This is a genomic window from Paenibacillus sp. OAS669, assembly GCF_014873645.1.
GTDB lineage: Bacteria > Bacillota > Bacilli > Paenibacillales > NBRC-103111 > Paenibacillus_S > Paenibacillus_S vulneris.
On the sequence record NZ_JADBDR010000001.1, the window covers coordinates 860210 to 875965 of the forward strand.

General features: G+C 50.1%; 15 protein-coding genes and 1 tRNA gene. 3 read left to right on the plus strand and 13 right to left on the minus strand.

The genetic code is table 11. From position 1 onward, the window contains the following. Nucleotides 1–719: 719 nt before the first annotated feature. Nucleotides 720–792, minus strand: a tRNA-Ala gene (locus tag GGC63_RS03395). 156 nt (nucleotides 793–948) lie between these two features. Beyond that, the gene (gene nrdR / locus GGC63_RS03400) at nucleotides 949–1425 is read right to left on the minus strand and encodes a transcriptional regulator NrdR (protein ID WP_079908454.1); all 477 of its coding nucleotides are present in this window, start codon (nucleotides 1423–1425) and stop codon (nucleotides 949–951) included. Between the two features lie 120 nt (nucleotides 1426–1545). Here nrdR and GGC63_RS03405 point away from each other — a divergent pair, with 120 nt between their 5' ends. Then, complete coding sequence (locus tag GGC63_RS03405; protein ID WP_079908453.1) at nucleotides 1546–1770, plus strand: alpha/beta-type small acid-soluble spore protein; 225 nt, start codon at nucleotides 1546–1548, stop codon at nucleotides 1768–1770. A gap of 59 nt (nucleotides 1771–1829) precedes the next feature. On the opposite strand, the gene GGC63_RS03410 is transcribed toward GGC63_RS03405, so the two are convergent. The 5 genes from GGC63_RS03410 to polA form a co-directional block, all read right to left on the minus strand. Continuing rightward, entirely contained in the window at nucleotides 1830–2414 is a 585-nt protein-coding gene (locus tag GGC63_RS03410; RefSeq protein ID WP_144027753.1) for a lytic transglycosylase domain-containing protein, read from the minus strand. A 2-nt stretch (nucleotides 2415–2416) separates the two neighbouring features. After that, nucleotides 2417–3013 (minus strand): dephospho-CoA kinase, encoded by a 597-nt coding sequence (coaE, locus tag GGC63_RS03415; RefSeq protein WP_192701095.1) that lies wholly within the window; start codon nucleotides 3011–3013, stop codon nucleotides 2417–2419. A 54-nt stretch (nucleotides 3014–3067) separates the two neighbouring features. Beyond that, nucleotides 3068–3760 carry a sporulation membrane protein YtaF gene (gene ytaF / locus GGC63_RS03420; RefSeq protein ID WP_192701096.1) on the minus strand — a complete coding sequence of 231 codons (693 nt, stop codon included), beginning with the start codon at nucleotides 3758–3760 and terminating at the stop codon, nucleotides 3068–3070. Nucleotides 3761–3848: 88 nt separating this feature from the next. Further along, complete coding sequence (mutM, locus tag GGC63_RS03425; RefSeq protein ID WP_192701097.1) at nucleotides 3849–4706, minus strand: DNA-formamidopyrimidine glycosylase; 858 nt, start codon at nucleotides 4704–4706, stop codon at nucleotides 3849–3851. Nucleotides 4707–4877: 171 nt separating this feature from the next. Next, complete coding sequence (polA, locus tag GGC63_RS03430; protein WP_192701098.1) at nucleotides 4878–7544, minus strand: DNA polymerase I; 2667 nt, start codon at nucleotides 7542–7544, stop codon at nucleotides 4878–4880. 165 nt (nucleotides 7545–7709) lie between these two features. On the opposite strand from polA, the gene GGC63_RS03435 reads away from it, so the two are divergent. Beyond that, nucleotides 7710–8459 carry an HAD family hydrolase gene (locus GGC63_RS03435; RefSeq protein ID WP_079908447.1) on the plus strand — a complete coding sequence of 250 codons (750 nt, stop codon included), beginning with the start codon at nucleotides 7710–7712 and terminating at the stop codon, nucleotides 8457–8459. On the opposite strand, the gene GGC63_RS03440 is transcribed toward GGC63_RS03435, so the two are convergent. Beyond that, nucleotides 8438–10249: a GGDEF domain-containing protein gene (locus GGC63_RS03440; protein ID WP_192701099.1), complete on the minus strand. Its 1812-nt coding sequence runs from the start codon at nucleotides 10247–10249 to the stop codon at nucleotides 8438–8440. The two genes, GGC63_RS03435 and GGC63_RS03440, sit on opposite strands and share 22 nt — an antisense overlap. Nucleotides 10250–10616: 367 nt before the next feature. Here GGC63_RS03440 and GGC63_RS03445 point away from each other — a divergent pair, with 367 nt between their 5' ends. Next, entirely contained in the window at nucleotides 10617–10964 is a 348-nt protein-coding gene (locus GGC63_RS03445) for a VOC family protein (protein WP_225947952.1), read from the plus strand. A 279-nt stretch (nucleotides 10965–11243) separates the two neighbouring features. Here GGC63_RS03445 and phoU read toward each other — a convergent pair whose 3' ends face one another. From phoU to GGC63_RS03470, 5 genes are all read right to left on the minus strand, one after another. Next, complete coding sequence (gene phoU / locus GGC63_RS03450) at nucleotides 11244–11903, minus strand: phosphate signaling complex protein PhoU (protein ID WP_079908444.1); 660 nt, start codon at nucleotides 11901–11903, stop codon at nucleotides 11244–11246. A 24-nt stretch (nucleotides 11904–11927) separates the two neighbouring features. Further along, on the minus strand, nucleotides 11928–12689 hold the full coding sequence (gene pstB / locus GGC63_RS03455) for a phosphate ABC transporter ATP-binding protein PstB (RefSeq protein WP_225947881.1): 762 nt from the start codon (nucleotides 12687–12689) through the stop codon (nucleotides 11928–11930). Between the two features lie 2 nt (nucleotides 12690–12691). Further along, complete coding sequence (gene pstA / locus GGC63_RS03460; RefSeq protein WP_079908443.1) at nucleotides 12692–13549, minus strand: phosphate ABC transporter permease PstA; 858 nt, start codon at nucleotides 13547–13549, stop codon at nucleotides 12692–12694. Continuing rightward, nucleotides 13546–14475, minus strand: coding sequence for a phosphate ABC transporter permease subunit PstC (gene pstC, locus GGC63_RS03465; protein WP_079908442.1), 930 nt, complete (start codon nucleotides 14473–14475; stop codon nucleotides 13546–13548). Before pstC ends, pstA begins: the two co-directional genes overlap by 4 nt. A 230-nt stretch (nucleotides 14476–14705) precedes the next feature. Further along, nucleotides 14706–15620, minus strand: coding sequence for a phosphate ABC transporter substrate-binding protein (locus GGC63_RS03470; RefSeq protein WP_192701101.1), 915 nt, complete (start codon nucleotides 15618–15620; stop codon nucleotides 14706–14708). Nucleotides 15621–15756 lie beyond the last annotated feature (136 nt).

The window sequence follows — 15756 nt, forward strand, 5'->3', positions numbered from 1 at the left end:
CGGATGACCAAATCGACTTTGGCTCTCATCTCCCACCAAAAAACAGGAGATGGCGGCGATGTTATATTTGCTTTTGCTATCGATGTTCATAAAAAAACGCCACTACGCTATCCGTAGTGACGCTTTTTTTATGGAGCCTAGGGGGGATGTTTGAATCCTTCATTTGACTTGCTTTCGATTGCCTTTTCACCGATGACAACCCTAGCGGTAGATTCAAACGCCGTGCTCGTCCGCTCCTCTCCCTGCGCGCGGACTGAACCCCTTTCAGGGGTTCGCTCCCCCTGTGAACATAAAAAAACGCCACTACGCTATTCGTAGTGACGCTTTTTTTATGGAGCCTAGGGGGATGTTGAATTCCTCATTTAACTTGCTGACGGAGCCTCCCTCCGACGACAAGCCTGGCGGTAGAATTCAACGCCGTGCTCGTCCGCTTCCGCTCCCTGCGCGCGGACTGAACCCTCGGGGTTCGCCCCGCTGGCTCAAAAAAATCCCCGGAACCTTATGGTTCCGAGGATTTTCTTATGGAGCCTAGGGGGGGGGGATGTTGAATTCCTCATTTAACTTGCTGACGGAGCCTCCCTCCGACGACAAGCCTGGCGGTAGAATTCAACGCCGTGCTCGTCCGCTTCCGCTCCCTGCGCGCGGACTGAACCCTCGGGGTTCGGCCCCGCTGGCTCAAAAAAAATCCCCGGAACCCTATGGTTCCGAGGATTTTCTTATGGAGCCTAGGGGGATCGAACCCCTGACCTCATCGCTGCCAGCGATGCGCTCTCCCAGCTGAGCTAAGGCCCCGTATGATTTCGGTAAATTTTTCACCCGACAATTAGGTATTATACACGGTGCTTGGCCTATCGTCAAGCGATAATTCAATATTTTTTTCGCGGACCCATCAAGCAAATAAAACAGGTGCTCAAAGGATATCATCGATGGATTCCCCGCACCTGCTTATTACTTTTTATCTTCTCCTACTTGATGCTTGGACAAGATGTCTGTCAGCTCCCGCATGAACATGTTGATGTCTTTGAATTGACGATAGACGGAAGCAAACCGGATATAAGCGACCTCGTCCACCGGATACAGCTGTTCCATTACGATCTCCCCGATTTCGCGGCTGTCGACCTCAGCGCTTGCTGTATTGCGGATCTGCTTTTCGACTTCGGATACGATCATATCGAGCTGATCTACAGACACCGGACGCTTCTCACAAGCGCGAATCAAGCCCCGGAGCATTTTTTCCCGGCTGAACTCCTCGCGGCTGCCATCCTTCTTAATAACAATAAGAGGAGTCTCCTCCACCATTTCGAAGGTGGTGAACCGCTTGGTACATTTCTCGCATTCTCTTCTTCGACGAATCGATTTGTTCTCATTGGCCGAGCGCGAATCCAACACCTTGGTTCCGTTATAGTCACAGTATGGGCATTTCATTTCTTTATCACTCCTCTTGGTTACGAAATCAGGCGTGCAGATATTGCCAGCGAATCCCTGTAATGATCTTCAGGGAAAAGCACATAATAGGTTTACCAACTTACAAGGAGGTGAACAGACATGGGTGCAGGACAATCTCGCAGCAGTAACGCTTTGGTGGTACCTCAAGCTAACGCAGCTTTGGATCAACTGAAATATGAAGTTGCTCAAGAGTTGGGTATCGCTATCCCTCAAGACGGTTACTACGGTAACATGGCTACTCGTGACACTGGTGCCATCGGGGGTCATATTACTCGTCGCCTGGTGCAAATCGCTGAGCAAACACTTGCTGGCGGCAACCGCTAAGTAGAAGCCGGGTAGAAGTATTGGACAGTTGCTCCTTAGGGGGCCTGTCCAATGCTTCTTTATTTTTGAGGAGCGATTCCCCATTCCTTCGCATAAAGCTTATGATATTTATTATAATAATACAAAACGCGCTGAATGTAATGCCTCGTTTCACCATAAGGAATGGAATCCGAATTTTGTAAGGTGCCATCCCATTCTTTATTCTGAAGCCACCGGTTTACTTTCCCCTGACCGGCGTTATAACCGGCAATGGCAGCGATGGTGTTCCCATTAAACTCCTTATGTAAATACCCCAGGTACCATGTCCCCAGCTCAATGCTGACGGATGGATTATCCAAATCATTCTTATAGGATGGGGAGAACCGTCCGGCATCCACGATCCACTCTGAGGTGTCCGGCATAAGCTGCATTAAACCGTAAGCGCCTTTTTTGGATGAAATGTTCAACTTATAATTGGATTCAACTCGAATAATGGCTGCAACCAATAGCGGGTCCACCTCGTAGCTCGCGGCATGCTGCCGTATTTCCTCTTGATAGCGGATCGGATATAACCATTTACCCACAATATCACTGCTAAGGAACATGAGAACTACGAAGGTAATTAAAAGAAGAGCAAATACTCGCTTTTTCCGCCAAAAGCCGATGCTCATAGCAGCCTCCTTCCCCTTAAGAACGCCTCCACCTGTTTCTCCGTATCCGCAAGCGTCCCTTGATTATCTATGACAATGTCAGCCTTGGCTTTCTTCTGTTCAATATCCATTTGGGCTTTGAGGCGTGCCTCCGCTTGGTCTTCCGTGAGCTTGTCCCGGTCCATGAGACGCTGAAGCTGAAGACTACGCGGTATGTACACTACCATGACGGCTTCGAACATCGACTGCAATCCCGATTCATATAACAGGGGAATGTCGACGACCACCAGCTTGTCCGGATGCGATTGCTCATACTCCTGCATTCTTTCGCGAATTAGCGCACGGATCGAAGGATGCATGATATTTTCCAGGTCTTTTAATGCCTGCGGATTGCCAAAGACCAATGCTCCCAGCTTTTTACGAAACAGCGTACCATCTGGATTCAAAACTTCCGATCCGAACCGTTCCACAATTTGCGTCAGAACGGGACTGCCAGGCTCCACTACCTCTCTGGCAATACGGTCGGCATCAACCAGCATCGCGCCGCGCTGCACCAGCATCTGGGATACGGTGCTTTTGCCGCAGGCGATGCCTCCGGTTAAACCGATATTCATAGGGAATTCTCCTTCGACGTTCTAGGTTAGTTATGCCCCGCTATAAATAGTACATTATATCAATTTCATAATACCCATAATAATCAATATGCATCCGGGAAAAACCGATAACCGGCGGAGCCAGGACATATCCGAATACTTATAACCTATTCGTAAGCCGGTCGCCAGGAAAGTCCCGCTGGCCAACGCGATCACGGCGGAGGTAAGAAGCGGTGCAAAGCCGATCAAAGCGGCCCCGATCCCCGCTCCGAAGGCGTCCAGTGACAGCGCAATCCCCAGAAGCAAAGCTTCGTAAGGTGAAATATTACCCGAACGGTCCATGTCCGCAATGGACGGCGTACGCAAAATTTGAATAACCAGTCCAAAACGCTTCAACTCAATATTCAGCACTTCCCGTGTCGTCGGGACGCTGTTCCCTCCCGCAGTACGAACAGGCACTCCGGATGAATCGCGGGAATCCCTGTTGTCCGCATCCTTTTTCTCCATCATGACTTGATAGACCGCCCAGATGCCAATCCCGATCAGGATTACGCCCCCAATCGCCCTGGCAAACACCGGATCGACAAATTGGCTGATGAACACCCCGATTTGCATGGCAAGATAAATGATAAAACCCGAGCAGCAAGAAATGATAGCAACCGATAAGAGCGGCATACGTATTTTACGCAAGCCGTACATGACACCAACGCCAAATCCGTCCAGACTGACGGCTAAAGCCAATATCAACAAGGAGATAAAAGGCAGCATGGTAGTTCCCTCCCGACCTTTGTACTCCTTTACTATATGGCGGATATGGGCGGGGGGTGCATCATGCGAAACCCGTCAGAAGGCTTCTTTAAGCACCGGCTTTTCGGGCGCTCTTTCGCTTCAAAGGCTGGCATTTCGGGCAAAAATGAGTTCCGCGGCCTGCGACAACGGTCTTTTCAATCTCATGTCCGCAATGCTGGCAAGGCTCGCCTTTACGGCCGTACATTTGCAGCTGATGCTGAAACATGCCGATTTCCCCCTGACCGTTCACGTAGGACTTGATAGAGGACCCTCCGGCCGCTACGGCATCGTTCAAGGTTTGGATGATGGCTTCATACAAGGCAGCCAATTCCTTGCGCGAGAGCGATCCCGCTTCCCGTTCAGGGTGAATTCCTGCAGCAAACAAGGACTCATCCACATAAATATTCCCTATCCCGACGATATATTCCTGATTCAAGAGCAAGGGCTTGATTTTGGTCGTCCGTCCTTCCAGCTTTCTTATGAAGGCATCCAATGTAAACGTCTCGTCCAGCGGCTCAAGTCCGAGCTTTTTGAGCGGCTGCTCGTTAAGCTCCGTTCCTTTGGGGAACAAATGCATCGTGCCGAACTGGCGTACGTCCTTATATCTCAATTCGCTGCCGTCGGTAAAATGAAACACCACATGCGTATGAAGCTCCATGGGATCGTTCTTGTCGTAGACTCCGTAACGGCCTTCCATCCGCAGATGGGAGACAAGAGTAAAATCATCCGTGCGAAGAAGGAGGAACTTTCCTCTGCGGTCCACTCCATGAAACGTCTGTCCCTGAAGCAGCAGGGCAAATTCGTCAGGCTCCTCCGGGCGCTGAATAATGCGGCGCAAACGGACGTCAACCTGCTCTATGGTTTTACCGACGATCAGCTGATTTAATGTTCGTTTAACCGTTTCTACCTCCGGCAATTCCGGCATGCTGTTCACCTCGAAGCTGTATATTTATTTCAACGTCTGCCGACAAGCTATAGCAAATATGAATGTCCCTAGCGGCTAAAAAAGGGATGAGGAACGTGCATCGGCCTCTATCACAGCTCGTCCTTCGCACATTCCCCGGATGCTTGGATCTCGGAAAGAACCTATATTATATTACTTAGCTTCATACCAGTTCAAGCCTGTATCAACTTCCACTTTTAGAGGAACGACTAGCTTCAGCGCATTCTCCATCACTTCGGCTACCGTTGTTTTCATCGTCTCGATTTCATCCTCCGGCACTTCGAACACCAGTTCGTCATGCACCTGAAGAAGCATCTGGCTTTGGAGCCCGTCCCGCTTCAAGCGTTCATCCATTTGAACCATAGCCAGCTTAATGATATCTGCGGCGGTACCCTGAATCGGCGTATTCATCGCTGTCCGTTCCGCGAAGGAACGGAGATTGAAGTTAGACGCCGTAATCTCCGGCAAGTAGCGGCGGCGATTCAGCAGCGTCGTCACGTAGCCGTCCTGGCGGGCTTTCTTCACGATGTCGTCCATATATTGGCGAACGCCCTGGAAGACGGCAAAATACTGCTCAATAAACTGCGAGGCGTCTTTTCGGGTGATGTTCAGGTTCTGTGACAAGCCGTAATCGCTGATGCCGTACACAATGCCGAAATTAACGGCTTTCGCCTGACGGCGCATGTTGGAATCCACCGCATCCTCAGACACTCCGAATACGTCCATCGCCGTCTTCGTATGAATGTCCATGTCCTTGATAAAAGCTTCAATCAGCTTCTCATCCTGCGAAATATGGGCCAGCACCCGCAGCTCAATCTGCGAATAGTCAGCCGTCAGGATGGACCATCCCGGCTTGGAAGGGACGAAGACCTTGCGGATTTTGCGTCCTTCCTCCAGCCGGATCGGGATGTTCTGCAGATTCGGATACTGGCTGCTCAGGCGGCCGGTTGCCGCAATGGTCTGCCGGTAGTAGGTATGCACCTTCCCCGTATCCGGACGAACCTCTTTGAGCAGCCCTTCCACATAGGTGGACTGGAGCTTGGCCAAGGTCCGGTAGTGAAGAATATGACCGATCGCAGGATGATACGGCTCGAGCTTCTCGAGCACCTCGGCATCGGTCGAATAGCCGGTTTTCGTCTTTTTAATCGTAGGCAGCTGCAGCTTTTCGAATAAAATCTCGCCAAGCTGCTTCGGCGAGTTGATGTTGAACTCCGTTCCGGCCGCGTCATAGATCGATTTCATAATAGCTTCCAGCTGTGTCCCAAGCTCCTGGCCATACTGCTTCAAAGCCTCGATATCGACCTTGATGCCCTTTTCCTCCATGTCCGCAAGGACGCTGGCCAACGGCTGCTCCAGCTCATAGAACAGCTCGTTCATTTCGCTTTGCTCCAAATCGCGCTTCATCGGCTCTACCAAGCTATGAATCGTCATCGCCTTGCGGGACAAATGATCGCTCAGCAGCTCCAGCTCCGGAATATGGAACTTGGCGCCTTTGCCGAATACCTCTTCATCCGATTTCAATATAGGCAAGCCGTATTTGGCCGACAGCCCGCTCAAGGTCAGCGCCGATTCCGTCGGGTCCAGCAAATAGGCGGCCAGAAGGATATCGAAGGAAGTACCGCGCAAATGAATGCCGCGCCATGCCAAAACAAGAGCCGCCCGATGCTGATCATAGATAGCTATCGATTTCTCTGGAGATTCGAGCCAGGCTTTGAACGATAGCGCTTCCTCGTCCTTCCATTCAAGCAGCTCGGCTGGCACATAGTAGCATTTGTGCTCCGTGTACAGGGCAATGCCTATCATCTCCGCGATATGCGGATTATCCCCGGCAGCCTCGACGTGCAGACAGGTAACCTGGGGGAGCGCCGCCACCAAGGCCGCCAAGCCTTGCCGGTCCTGGACAGTAACAACGTCAATGTCGACCTGGGAAGCTTGAGCTCCATTATCGGAATCCGCGGTCGAGAAATCCATTTTCTCGAGAAGCGACTTAAATTCCAATTTACGGAACATGTCGCCAAGAGCTTGTCCGTCGTAACCTGAAAAGGCAAGCTCCTCCCATTTGGTCGTGAGCGGCACCTCGCGGAAGATCGTCGCCAGCTCCTTGCTCATTCGGGCGTCGTCCGCATGCTGCTCGACCTTTTCCTTCATCTTGCCTTTCAATTGATCCGTATGGGCCAGAACGCCCTCCACCGTCTCATATTCGTGAAGCAGCTTGAGCGCAGTCTTCTCCCCTACGCCTGGAATTCCCGGGATATTATCGGAGGCATCCCCCATCAAGCCCTTCAAATCTATAATTTGCTTCGGCGTTAAGCCGTATTTTTCTTTAATCTCGCTTGTATCGTACAGCTCAACCTCACTGATGCCCTTTCGCGTCAAAGCGATGGTAACCCGGTCTGAGGCCAGCTGCAGCATATCCTTGTCCCCTGTCACGACCAGAACTTCGATATCACCCTTCTCGTCGGCTATTCGGGTGAGCGTGCCGATAATATCGTCCGCTTCATAGCCATCCAGCTCGAATTGGGCCATGCCGAAGGCGCGAATCAAATCGCGAAGCAGCGGAAACTGCTCAGACAGCTCAGGAGGCGTCTTGGCTCTTCCGCCTTTATAGTCAGCGTAATCCTTATGTCGAAACGTGACCTTCCCCGCATCAAAGGCAACGAGAAAGTGAGTCGGTTTTTGCTCCTCCAGCAGCTTCAACAGCATCGTCGTGAATCCGAATACGGCATTCGTATGCAGACCGCTCGAATTGCTGAGTAAAGGTAATGCATAAAATGCGCGATTAGCAATACTGTTGCCGTCAATCAAAATTAATTTCGACATCGTTACACCCCATTTTCCTTAACATCACTACTCCATGATAGCATAGGACAACAAGAGAAAAAAAGCTTAGGCGCACATTCCCATTCTTAGGGGTGACGGCGGCCGCATGAGCATAAACATAGAATATAAGGCGATGCTTTTCGCGCAAAACGGAGGTAGAATGTTATGAGCACCTCAACCCGGCCCCAGGGCAAGAAAGCCATCTGTTTTGACGTCAATCAAACCTTGATCCATCAGGGGATTCACTTCGAGCAGGCTTTCCGCTCCGTTTGGAACGACTATTACTCCCGTTCGGTCCAAAGCGATGTTCCACAAGCAGAGGAACTGTGGAGCAAGTATCAGAACTACTGGCAGCAGCACAAAAAAAACCGTACCGCGCGGCTGCAGCTGGACGATTTGCAGCAGCAGTGCCTGCAAAGCGCGCTCAGAGAGCTTCGTGTCCCGGTCCATCAGCAGTTTACCAACGATTTTTTCCAGCTGGTGCGCAAAGCCCGGCTCGCCGCCAAATCATTAGCCCCCAAGGTGGAGGAGACACTGCAAGCGCTGGCACCGCGCTTCAAATTGGCCATCATCAGCAACAGTCCGAGAAGCGAAGTAACCCACTTGCTCCAACGGTTCAAGCTGAACGGGTATTTTCCGGAAGAACGGATATTTACAGCCAGAAGCTCTGCAGACAAAAAGCCCAACATTCCTTTATTTAAAACGGCCATCCGTACGATGGAGTTATCTCCGAGGCAGCTGGTCATGGTAGGAAACTCATGGAAGCATGATGTTTGCGGGGCGACTAAAGCGGGGCTGGATGCCGTCTGGGTTCAATCCCACAGCACCGCAGCCAGGAAGATCTCCCAACAGAAGCTGGGAAAGCGCAACGTGTACTGCATCCAGCAAATGGATCAGCTGCTGGAGCTATTCTGATTTCGAGGCTGCTCAAGTCCCAGGCATTCGCAGTGAACGATGCTGCCGGGATAACCTTTGGACAGCTTCTTCAATCTCGCCGAGGCCTTCGATATTTGCTCCAAGGTGACTGCCTCTGCGAGCTCGCATACGATCAGCGATAAAGAAATGGTTACCCCGTTCGCCTCGATCCGGTTGCCGCCGCGGTCCTCCACATAGCACCAATCATCTCCTTCATAGAAGAGCCTTACGCCCTGATCGAACCGGCGAATAATCTCCCTGCACAGCTTCTCCGAGTCCACGGACGAGGTGATGGCGATAAAGTCGTCACCTCCGATATGGCCGACAAAATCGAACGGCTTCCCGCATACCACGATCGACTGCTGAATCACATCGGCCGTATATTGGATAAGCTGATCCCCTTTTTGAAATCCGTACCGGTCGTTGAACCATTTAAAATAATCCAAATCCGCATAAATAACCGAAAATCGCTTCTTCTCCATCAGCCATTTATTGAGCTCCCGATGAATTTGAATGTTGCCGGGCAACCCGGTCAAAGGACTGGCCACCTTCGCACTCTCCATCCTGGCGTTGGTGATGCATTCCAATATGGCGCGAATGGAAGCGGCTCCCGCCATCTTCCCCTCGTTCGTAATGATAACCAGGTCGTACAAGTTGTTGATATCTCTCGAGGTTGCCAGCTGGGACACCGTCTCCACCGGCATATGCTGATCCACGATCAACGGCTCCGCATCCATTACCTGATCAATCGTCCGGTTCCAGAACAGAGAAAACCCGTATTGGCCGGCCAGCTGCTGAAATAACCTCTCCCGCATCATCAGACCGACGGGCACATCCTTGCAAACAATGACGACGCCAGGTGCGTTCACATTCGTTTTAAAATAGTTCGCCACCTCCGATATCAGCGCCTTGTTGTCAAAGGTACGGATAGGCGCAATCAAATCGCCGATAGCCCATGTGCTGCCCGCCGAATCGTGGATTTTGCGCTGTTGGACGATGCGTTCGACCAGCTCCGGAGCCAGCGCCGCTTTCTCCAAGGAAGGTCTCCCCAATAAGTATCCTTGCCCGTAATGAATGCCCATTCGGGTCAAATGATGCAGCTCGTCCGGATGCTCGATGCCTTCCGCAATGATCTCTATATTCAGCTTTTGGGCAAAAGAAACGAAGGTTTCCAGTATCGCTTCCTTCGTTTTATGCGATTCTACGCCCTGCACCAGGGAACGGTCCATCTTAATAAAATCGGGATGCAGCTCGGCAATCGCCTGCAAGGACGAATATCCCGCACCGGCGTCATCGATGGCAATGCGATAGCCTTGATTGCGGTAATGCATCAGCAGCTTCTTCGCCATGGAAAAGTCTTCAATGGAGCTTCTCTCCGTTATTTCGAATACGATCCGATCCGAACTCATTCCTTGTGCCTGCAGCAGCTCCAGCGTCCTTCCCGGCTCGAACTGGGGGTCGTAAAGAATCGCTGCGGATATATTGATAAACAAGAGCTCTGACCCGGAGGCGAAGAAGGCTCCTTGAATCGCTTTCTCCCTTGCCAGCCTGTCCAGCGGGTACAGCTGTCCTGTTTCGTCGGCATAAGTAAATAACGGCAGCGGCGAATGGAACGGATGATTATGAGGTCCCCTCGTCAACGCTTCATAGCCTAAAATACTGCCGTCCTTTAAGGATACGATAGGCTGATAAACGGAATGGAGCATTTTATGCCGCAATATCATTTGAATTTCGTTCTGTAAATATGTCTTATCCGCGTGGAAGACCGAATTCTTGTGGACAGCGGTCATACGTCTCATCCCCTCTGTGGGCTAATGGATATATATCCCACTCTAACATAGGATGTTTAACCCAGTGTAAAAGTCCCGAATCAGTTTTGTAAATCTAATGTAAATCCTCATAAGATAAGAATAAAGACCCTTGCAGGCTCATCTCAAAGATACTGTAAACGCTGACAACTAACTCGCTGGAAATGTTGCTGTTTTATGGAGACATACGCTGTTTTATTGTTATTTTCTTGTGTTTTATTATGGGAATTACGGGAAGACATGCTTGATTAGAGGAATCCTTTATAGGGGTTATGCATATGTTCTTGCACTTTATAAATATTATAGTATAATATGTATAAAATTAGATGAGGAGGAATCAAATGTGAAAATGAAAGAATCCGGAATCATCCTGTTTACGGAACATTATCAAGAAGCACTCGAGTTCTATCTGTATAAAATCGGACTCCCCCTTCGGGAGCAAAAAGAAGATTTGGCCATCCTTGATTTTGGTGAGAGCTACTTAATGATTGAGAATAATGGCGTTGCTTCTTCGGTTGAAAAAACGAGAGCACAGAACCCCACCGTTCTAAGAATCGATGTCTCCGACTTTTATGAAACCGTCAACGAGCTTCGCGAGCGTGGTACGGAAATTACCGTCCGCAAATTGAGCTGGGGCACCACCGGGGTCATCATCGATCCAGAAGGCAACCGCATTGAAATCAAGGCCGCCGATTAACCGGCGGCCTATCCCTTCTACTCCCCAAACCGCTTTGGCGGTCTGGGGGTATTGTTGAGCTGCCCGTATCTCAAGAAATGCTGCTAAGTACGGAGGGGGGTATGCCTCGGAGGAGTTTACGTCCGCCTTTGAAATCCGTGAAAATACCACTAATTCTAATCAGATTCACGGATTTCAACAGCGGCCGGAGGGGCATACCCCACCGAAGTATGAGCAACATTTCGAGCCAACCTCGTCCGCCCCTCAACAAACAAAAAGACCGCCAAAGCGGTCCTCCCATCATATGTTCAAATCCTTGCGCTTCCCCGTCACAATATAAATGACGCCTTCACCGATATTCGTGCAATGGTCGGCAACCCGCTCCAAATAGTGAGCTACGAACATCAGATGCGACAGCTGACGGTTGCGGGCAAACTCGCTGTTCATCATCCCGATAATTTCATTCATCAGGCTGCTGTACAGCTTATCGACCTCGTCATCCTTTTCGGCCAGCGCAGCCGCGCGGTGAATATTGCGCTCGGTGTAGGACAGCAGGCTTTCGTGCAGCATTTCCCGCACGAGCACCGCCATATGCGGGATATCCTCCAGCGGCTTGATAAGCTCTTCGCCGGATAAGCGGATCGCGATCTTGGCGATATCAACAGCGTGATCGCTGATCCGCTCCAGATCCGTTGCGATCTTCAACGCGGTGCCGATGATGCGCAGATCTCCTGCCATCGGCTGCTGGAGCGCGATAAGGCGCAAGCAGCGCTCCTCGATCTCCAGCATCATGCCGTCGATGATATCATCTTCGACCACGATCTTCTTCGCGAGCTTGTCATCCAGCTTGGCTAAGGCGTCAACCGCGTTCGAGATGGATTCCTCGACCAGATTGCCCATCTTCAGAAGCGATTGCTGCAGCTCATCGACATTTTGGTGAAAACTTGTTCTAGTATCCATAATAGCCCCCTCGCATCGTTTGCATTATCCGAAACGCCCGGTGATGTAATCTTCCGTTCTTTGATCCGTTGGTGCGGTGAAAATTTTATCCGTTTGATCGGATTCAATTAACTCGCCGTTCAAGAAGAAAGAAGTGAAGTCGGAAATACGTGCGGCCTGCTGCATGTTGTGCGTCACGATAATAATCGTATATTTTTCCTTCAAGGTCTGCGTCAGCTCCTCGACCTTCAAGGTAGAGATCGGGTCCAACGCGGATGTAGGCTCATCCATCAACAGAACGTCTGGCTCTACCGCCAGCAGCCGGGCGATGCAAAGGCGCTGCTGCTGACCGCCGGACAAGCCGAGAGCGGATTTATGCAGACGATCCTTTACCTCATCCCACAAAGCGGCTTGCATTAAGCTTTTTTCCACAATTTCATCCAAGACGGCTTTCTTCTTCGTGCCATGTATTCTAGGCCCATAGGCAATGTTATCGTAAATGCTCATTGGAAAAGGATTCGGGCGCTGGAATACCATGCCGACCTTTTTGCGCAAGGACACGACGTCCATCTCTTGGCCATAAATGTTTTGTCCATCCACATAAATGCTGCCTGTAATTCTAACGCTGTCGATAAGGTCGTTCATCCGGTTCAAAGTGCGGAGAAAAGTCGATTTACCGCAGCCGGAAGGACCGATCAGGGCCACAATGGAGTTGTTTTTGATTTCTAATCCAATGCTGTGCAGCGCCTGATTTTCTCCATAAAACAGGTTGAGCTTTTCTACTTTGATTTTGTTTTTCTCCATCATGCTTATTTCCCCCCGGAAAGTCTTTTTTGTAATAAGCGGCTAGGAATTCCGATCAGCAGGTTGAATACCAGCACGACGATAAGCAGCAGCGCTGCGCTTCCTTTGGCAATTTGCTTGGCGTCAGGAACGATAGCCTCCGACTGGACGTACCATAGATGCGTAGCCAGCGTCTCTCCCATCGCGAGCGGATTCCAATCCGGAAAGAAACGGGATACCGACAGACCGGCGGTATAGATCAGGATGGCCGACTCCCCCAGGGCCCGTCCGGCCACAAGGGTAATCCCGGTAATCAAGCTCGGCATAGCGGCAGGCAAGAGCACTTTACGAATCGCCTGCCAACGGGTCGATCCGAGTGCAAGAGATGCTTCCCAGTATGATTCCGGAACAGAACGAAGCGATTCCTCGGTTACGCGGACCAAGACCGGCAGATTCAGCAGGGACAAAGTAGCCGCGCCGCCGATAATGGAAAATTTCAATCCAAACAAGTTCACAAACAGCAGGAAGCCAAACAATCCGAAAACGATGGATGGTACGGAAGACAATGCTTCTACGGAAACTCTTATGAAATCCGTAAATTTATTTTGCTTGGCATAGATCGATAAGTACACTCCCGCTCCGATCCCGATAGGAAGGGAGAACAACAGGGACAAGAACAAGATATAGAAGGAGTTGAACAGCATCGGCCCTACGCCGCCGCCAGCCATAATCTCCTGAGGCTTGCCGGTAATGAATTTCCAGGATAGCTGCGGCAATCCGTCACCCAAGATTCGAATCAGGAACCACGCCAGCAGCAGCATGATCATGATGCCGGTTATCCAGAAGAATGCCGTAGCGATACGATCCGTTGTTTTACTTGTCATTTCAATTCACTCCTCTTGGCAACCAACCGGATGATAACGATCATGGACAAGGAGATCAGGAGCAGCACCAGCGCCATCAAATAAAGCGCGTTATTCCAGGTCGTACCGTAATTCGTGTTCCCCATATCTTTAACGATCGCGGTTGTTAGTACGGTAGTGGATTCCAGCAGCGATCCCGGCATTTGCGGTGAGTTCCCGATAACCATGAACACGGCCATAGTCTCGCCGATTGCTCTGCCCATTCCAAGAATGATCCCTGTAATGATACCAGGACGAGCAGCCGGAATCAGCACTCTCCAGATCGTTTGCCAGCGGGTAGCGCCCAGTGCCAGCGATGCTTCTTCCAATCTGCCGGGCAAAGCGCGAATCGCGTCTTCAGAGATGGACAGGATCGTCGGCAGGATCATAATCGCCAGAATAATCGCCGCCGGCAAAATTCCGTACCCGATCGTTCCCGTCATTTTTGCGAGCATCGGAACAACGACGGTTAATCCTATCAAGCCGTATACTACGGATGGAATCCCTACGAAAAGGTCCGTCGCCGGACGCATGATCTCACGCACCCAATTTGGCGCAATTTTTGCCATGAACACTGCACCAGATAAAGCCAGCGGTACGGAAAATACTACAGATAACAGCGTCAGCAGCAGCGTGCTGTACAAGAAGGAAAATATCCCGAATTTATTCTGGCTCGGCGTCCAATCCGTTGAGAAAAAGAATTCCCAAGGGGATACGCCGGAGAATGTCTTGACTCCTTGGATTCCTACGAATGCAATAATGGAGAATATAATGGCTGATACCAGGATGGCGCTGCCGACAAAGATCCATTTCATCACTTGATCCGTGCGGTTTTGTTGCTTGGTCCAGCGGCTAACTTTCTTTTCTACTGTTGCTCTCTCATTCAGCTTGTCAACGAAAGAATTCACGACCTTTTGCCCCCTACTTCTTTATTAAATGAACGACCACGGCTTGATGCACCGTCATCCAACGTCCGTGCGCCTTGTATGGTTCTTTTTTATCATAGAGGACATTTGTTAAAGCCATGCCGTTGAATTGTTAAGACAATGTAAAAAATGATTGAAACGCGTTGAAAAAATCATCTTTTATGTCAAAAAAAGACCCGGCTCTATAGAACCGGATCTCTCTTGAAGCATTGTTATTTTTTCAGCAGATCTGCAGGCAGGAACTTCAGTTCTTCCACTTTCTTACCTTGGAAGTCTGGGCTGGTGATATAGTCGATGAATGCTTTCACAGCGCCTTTAGCTTCGCCTTTAGTGTACATATGCTCGATACCGTACAAAGGATATTTGCCTTCTTTGATCGTTTCTTTGGAGAAAGCTACACCTTCGAATTTCAAAGCTTTGATTGTGTCGTTCAAATAAGGAGTATCAACATAACCGATAGAGCCTGGAGTAGAGCCTACTGTTGTTGCAACCGCACCGCTGGACTCTTGAGTTACGCCGTCTTTTGTAAATTCTTGTTTATCCAATACGATTTGTTTCACAAGAGCACGGGAACCGGAGCTGTCCGGACGATGAACCACTACGATTTTAGCGTCTTTACCGCCAACTTCTTTCCAGTTCGTGATTTTGCCCATGAAAATATCGGCAGCTTGAGCTTTCGTCAAGTTATCTACGTTCACATCTTTATTAACGATCAGTGCGAATGGAGCAATAGCCACTACGTGGTCAACCAAGCCTTTATCTTTGTACTCGTCGCCTGCTGCGATGTCGGAGTTACCGATATCGGAAGTACCGTCAGCAACGTTTTTCAGGCCTGTACCGGAACCGCCGGCCGTTACGTTAACCGTAACCTTCGGATTTTTTTCCATGAATTCAGTGGAAGCTTGTTTGACCAAAGGAAGCAATGCGCTGGATCCGGATGCCGTTACAGTTCCTGTCAATTCCGTGGCCGGTTCTGGCTTCTTGTCCGTGTTAGCAGGAGCCGCGCCGTTCGTTTGTGCTTTTGAATCAGGAGCCGGTGTTTTCGTACCGCAGGCTGCGAGAACCCCCATAAGAAGAATGGTGATCAATGCGAAGGTGAAACCTTTTTTCGAGAAATGTTTAAACATCTCTTCATGTCCTCCCTTTATTTTGGCTCGTATTTTGTTTACTTGGACATCTTAACAAGCCAATGTAAAGTTTAAACCCTCAAAACGTAAACGGAATGTAAAAGTTATTTTTGTCGAATTTCATTACTTTTTACAT

Bases quoted from the DNA above. Each gene is read 5' to 3' on its own strand.
- nrdR (WP_079908454.1), bottom strand. From the start codon at position 1,425: ATGAAATGCCCATACTGTGACTATAACGGAACCAAGGTGTTGGATTCG.
- GGC63_RS03405 (WP_079908453.1), top strand. From the start codon at position 1,546: ATGGGTGCAGGACAATCTCGCAGCAGTAACGCTTTGGTGGTACCTCAA.
- coaE (WP_192701095.1), bottom strand. From the start codon at position 3,013: ATGAATATCGGTTTAACCGGAGGCATCGCCTGCGGCAAAAGCACCGTA.
- ytaF (WP_192701096.1), bottom strand. From the start codon at position 3,760: ATGCTGCCTTTTATCTCCTTGTTGATATTGGCTTTAGCCGTCAGTCTG.
- mutM (WP_192701097.1), bottom strand. From the start codon at position 4,706: ATGCCGGAATTGCCGGAGGTAGAAACGGTTAAACGAACATTAAATCAG.
- polA (WP_192701098.1), bottom strand. From the start codon at position 7,544: ATGTCGAAATTAATTTTGATTGACGGCAACAGTATTGCTAATCGCGCA.
- GGC63_RS03435 (WP_079908447.1), top strand. From the start codon at position 7,710: ATGAGCACCTCAACCCGGCCCCAGGGCAAGAAAGCCATCTGTTTTGAC.
- GGC63_RS03440 (WP_192701099.1), bottom strand. From the start codon at position 10,249: ATGACCGCTGTCCACAAGAATTCGGTCTTCCACGCGGATAAGACATAT.
- GGC63_RS03445 (WP_225947952.1), top strand. From the start codon at position 10,617: ATGAAAGAATCCGGAATCATCCTGTTTACGGAACATTATCAAGAAGCA.
- phoU (WP_079908444.1), bottom strand. From the start codon at position 11,903: ATGGATACTAGAACAAGTTTTCACCAAAATGTCGATGAGCTGCAGCAA.
- pstB (WP_225947881.1), bottom strand. From the start codon at position 12,689: ATGATGGAGAAAAACAAAATCAAAGTAGAAAAGCTCAACCTGTTTTAT.
- pstA (WP_079908443.1), bottom strand. From the start codon at position 13,549: ATGACAAGTAAAACAACGGATCGTATCGCTACGGCATTCTTCTGGATA.
- GGC63_RS03470 (WP_192701101.1), bottom strand. From the start codon at position 15,620: ATGTTTAAACATTTCTCGAAAAAAGGTTTCACCTTCGCATTGATCACC.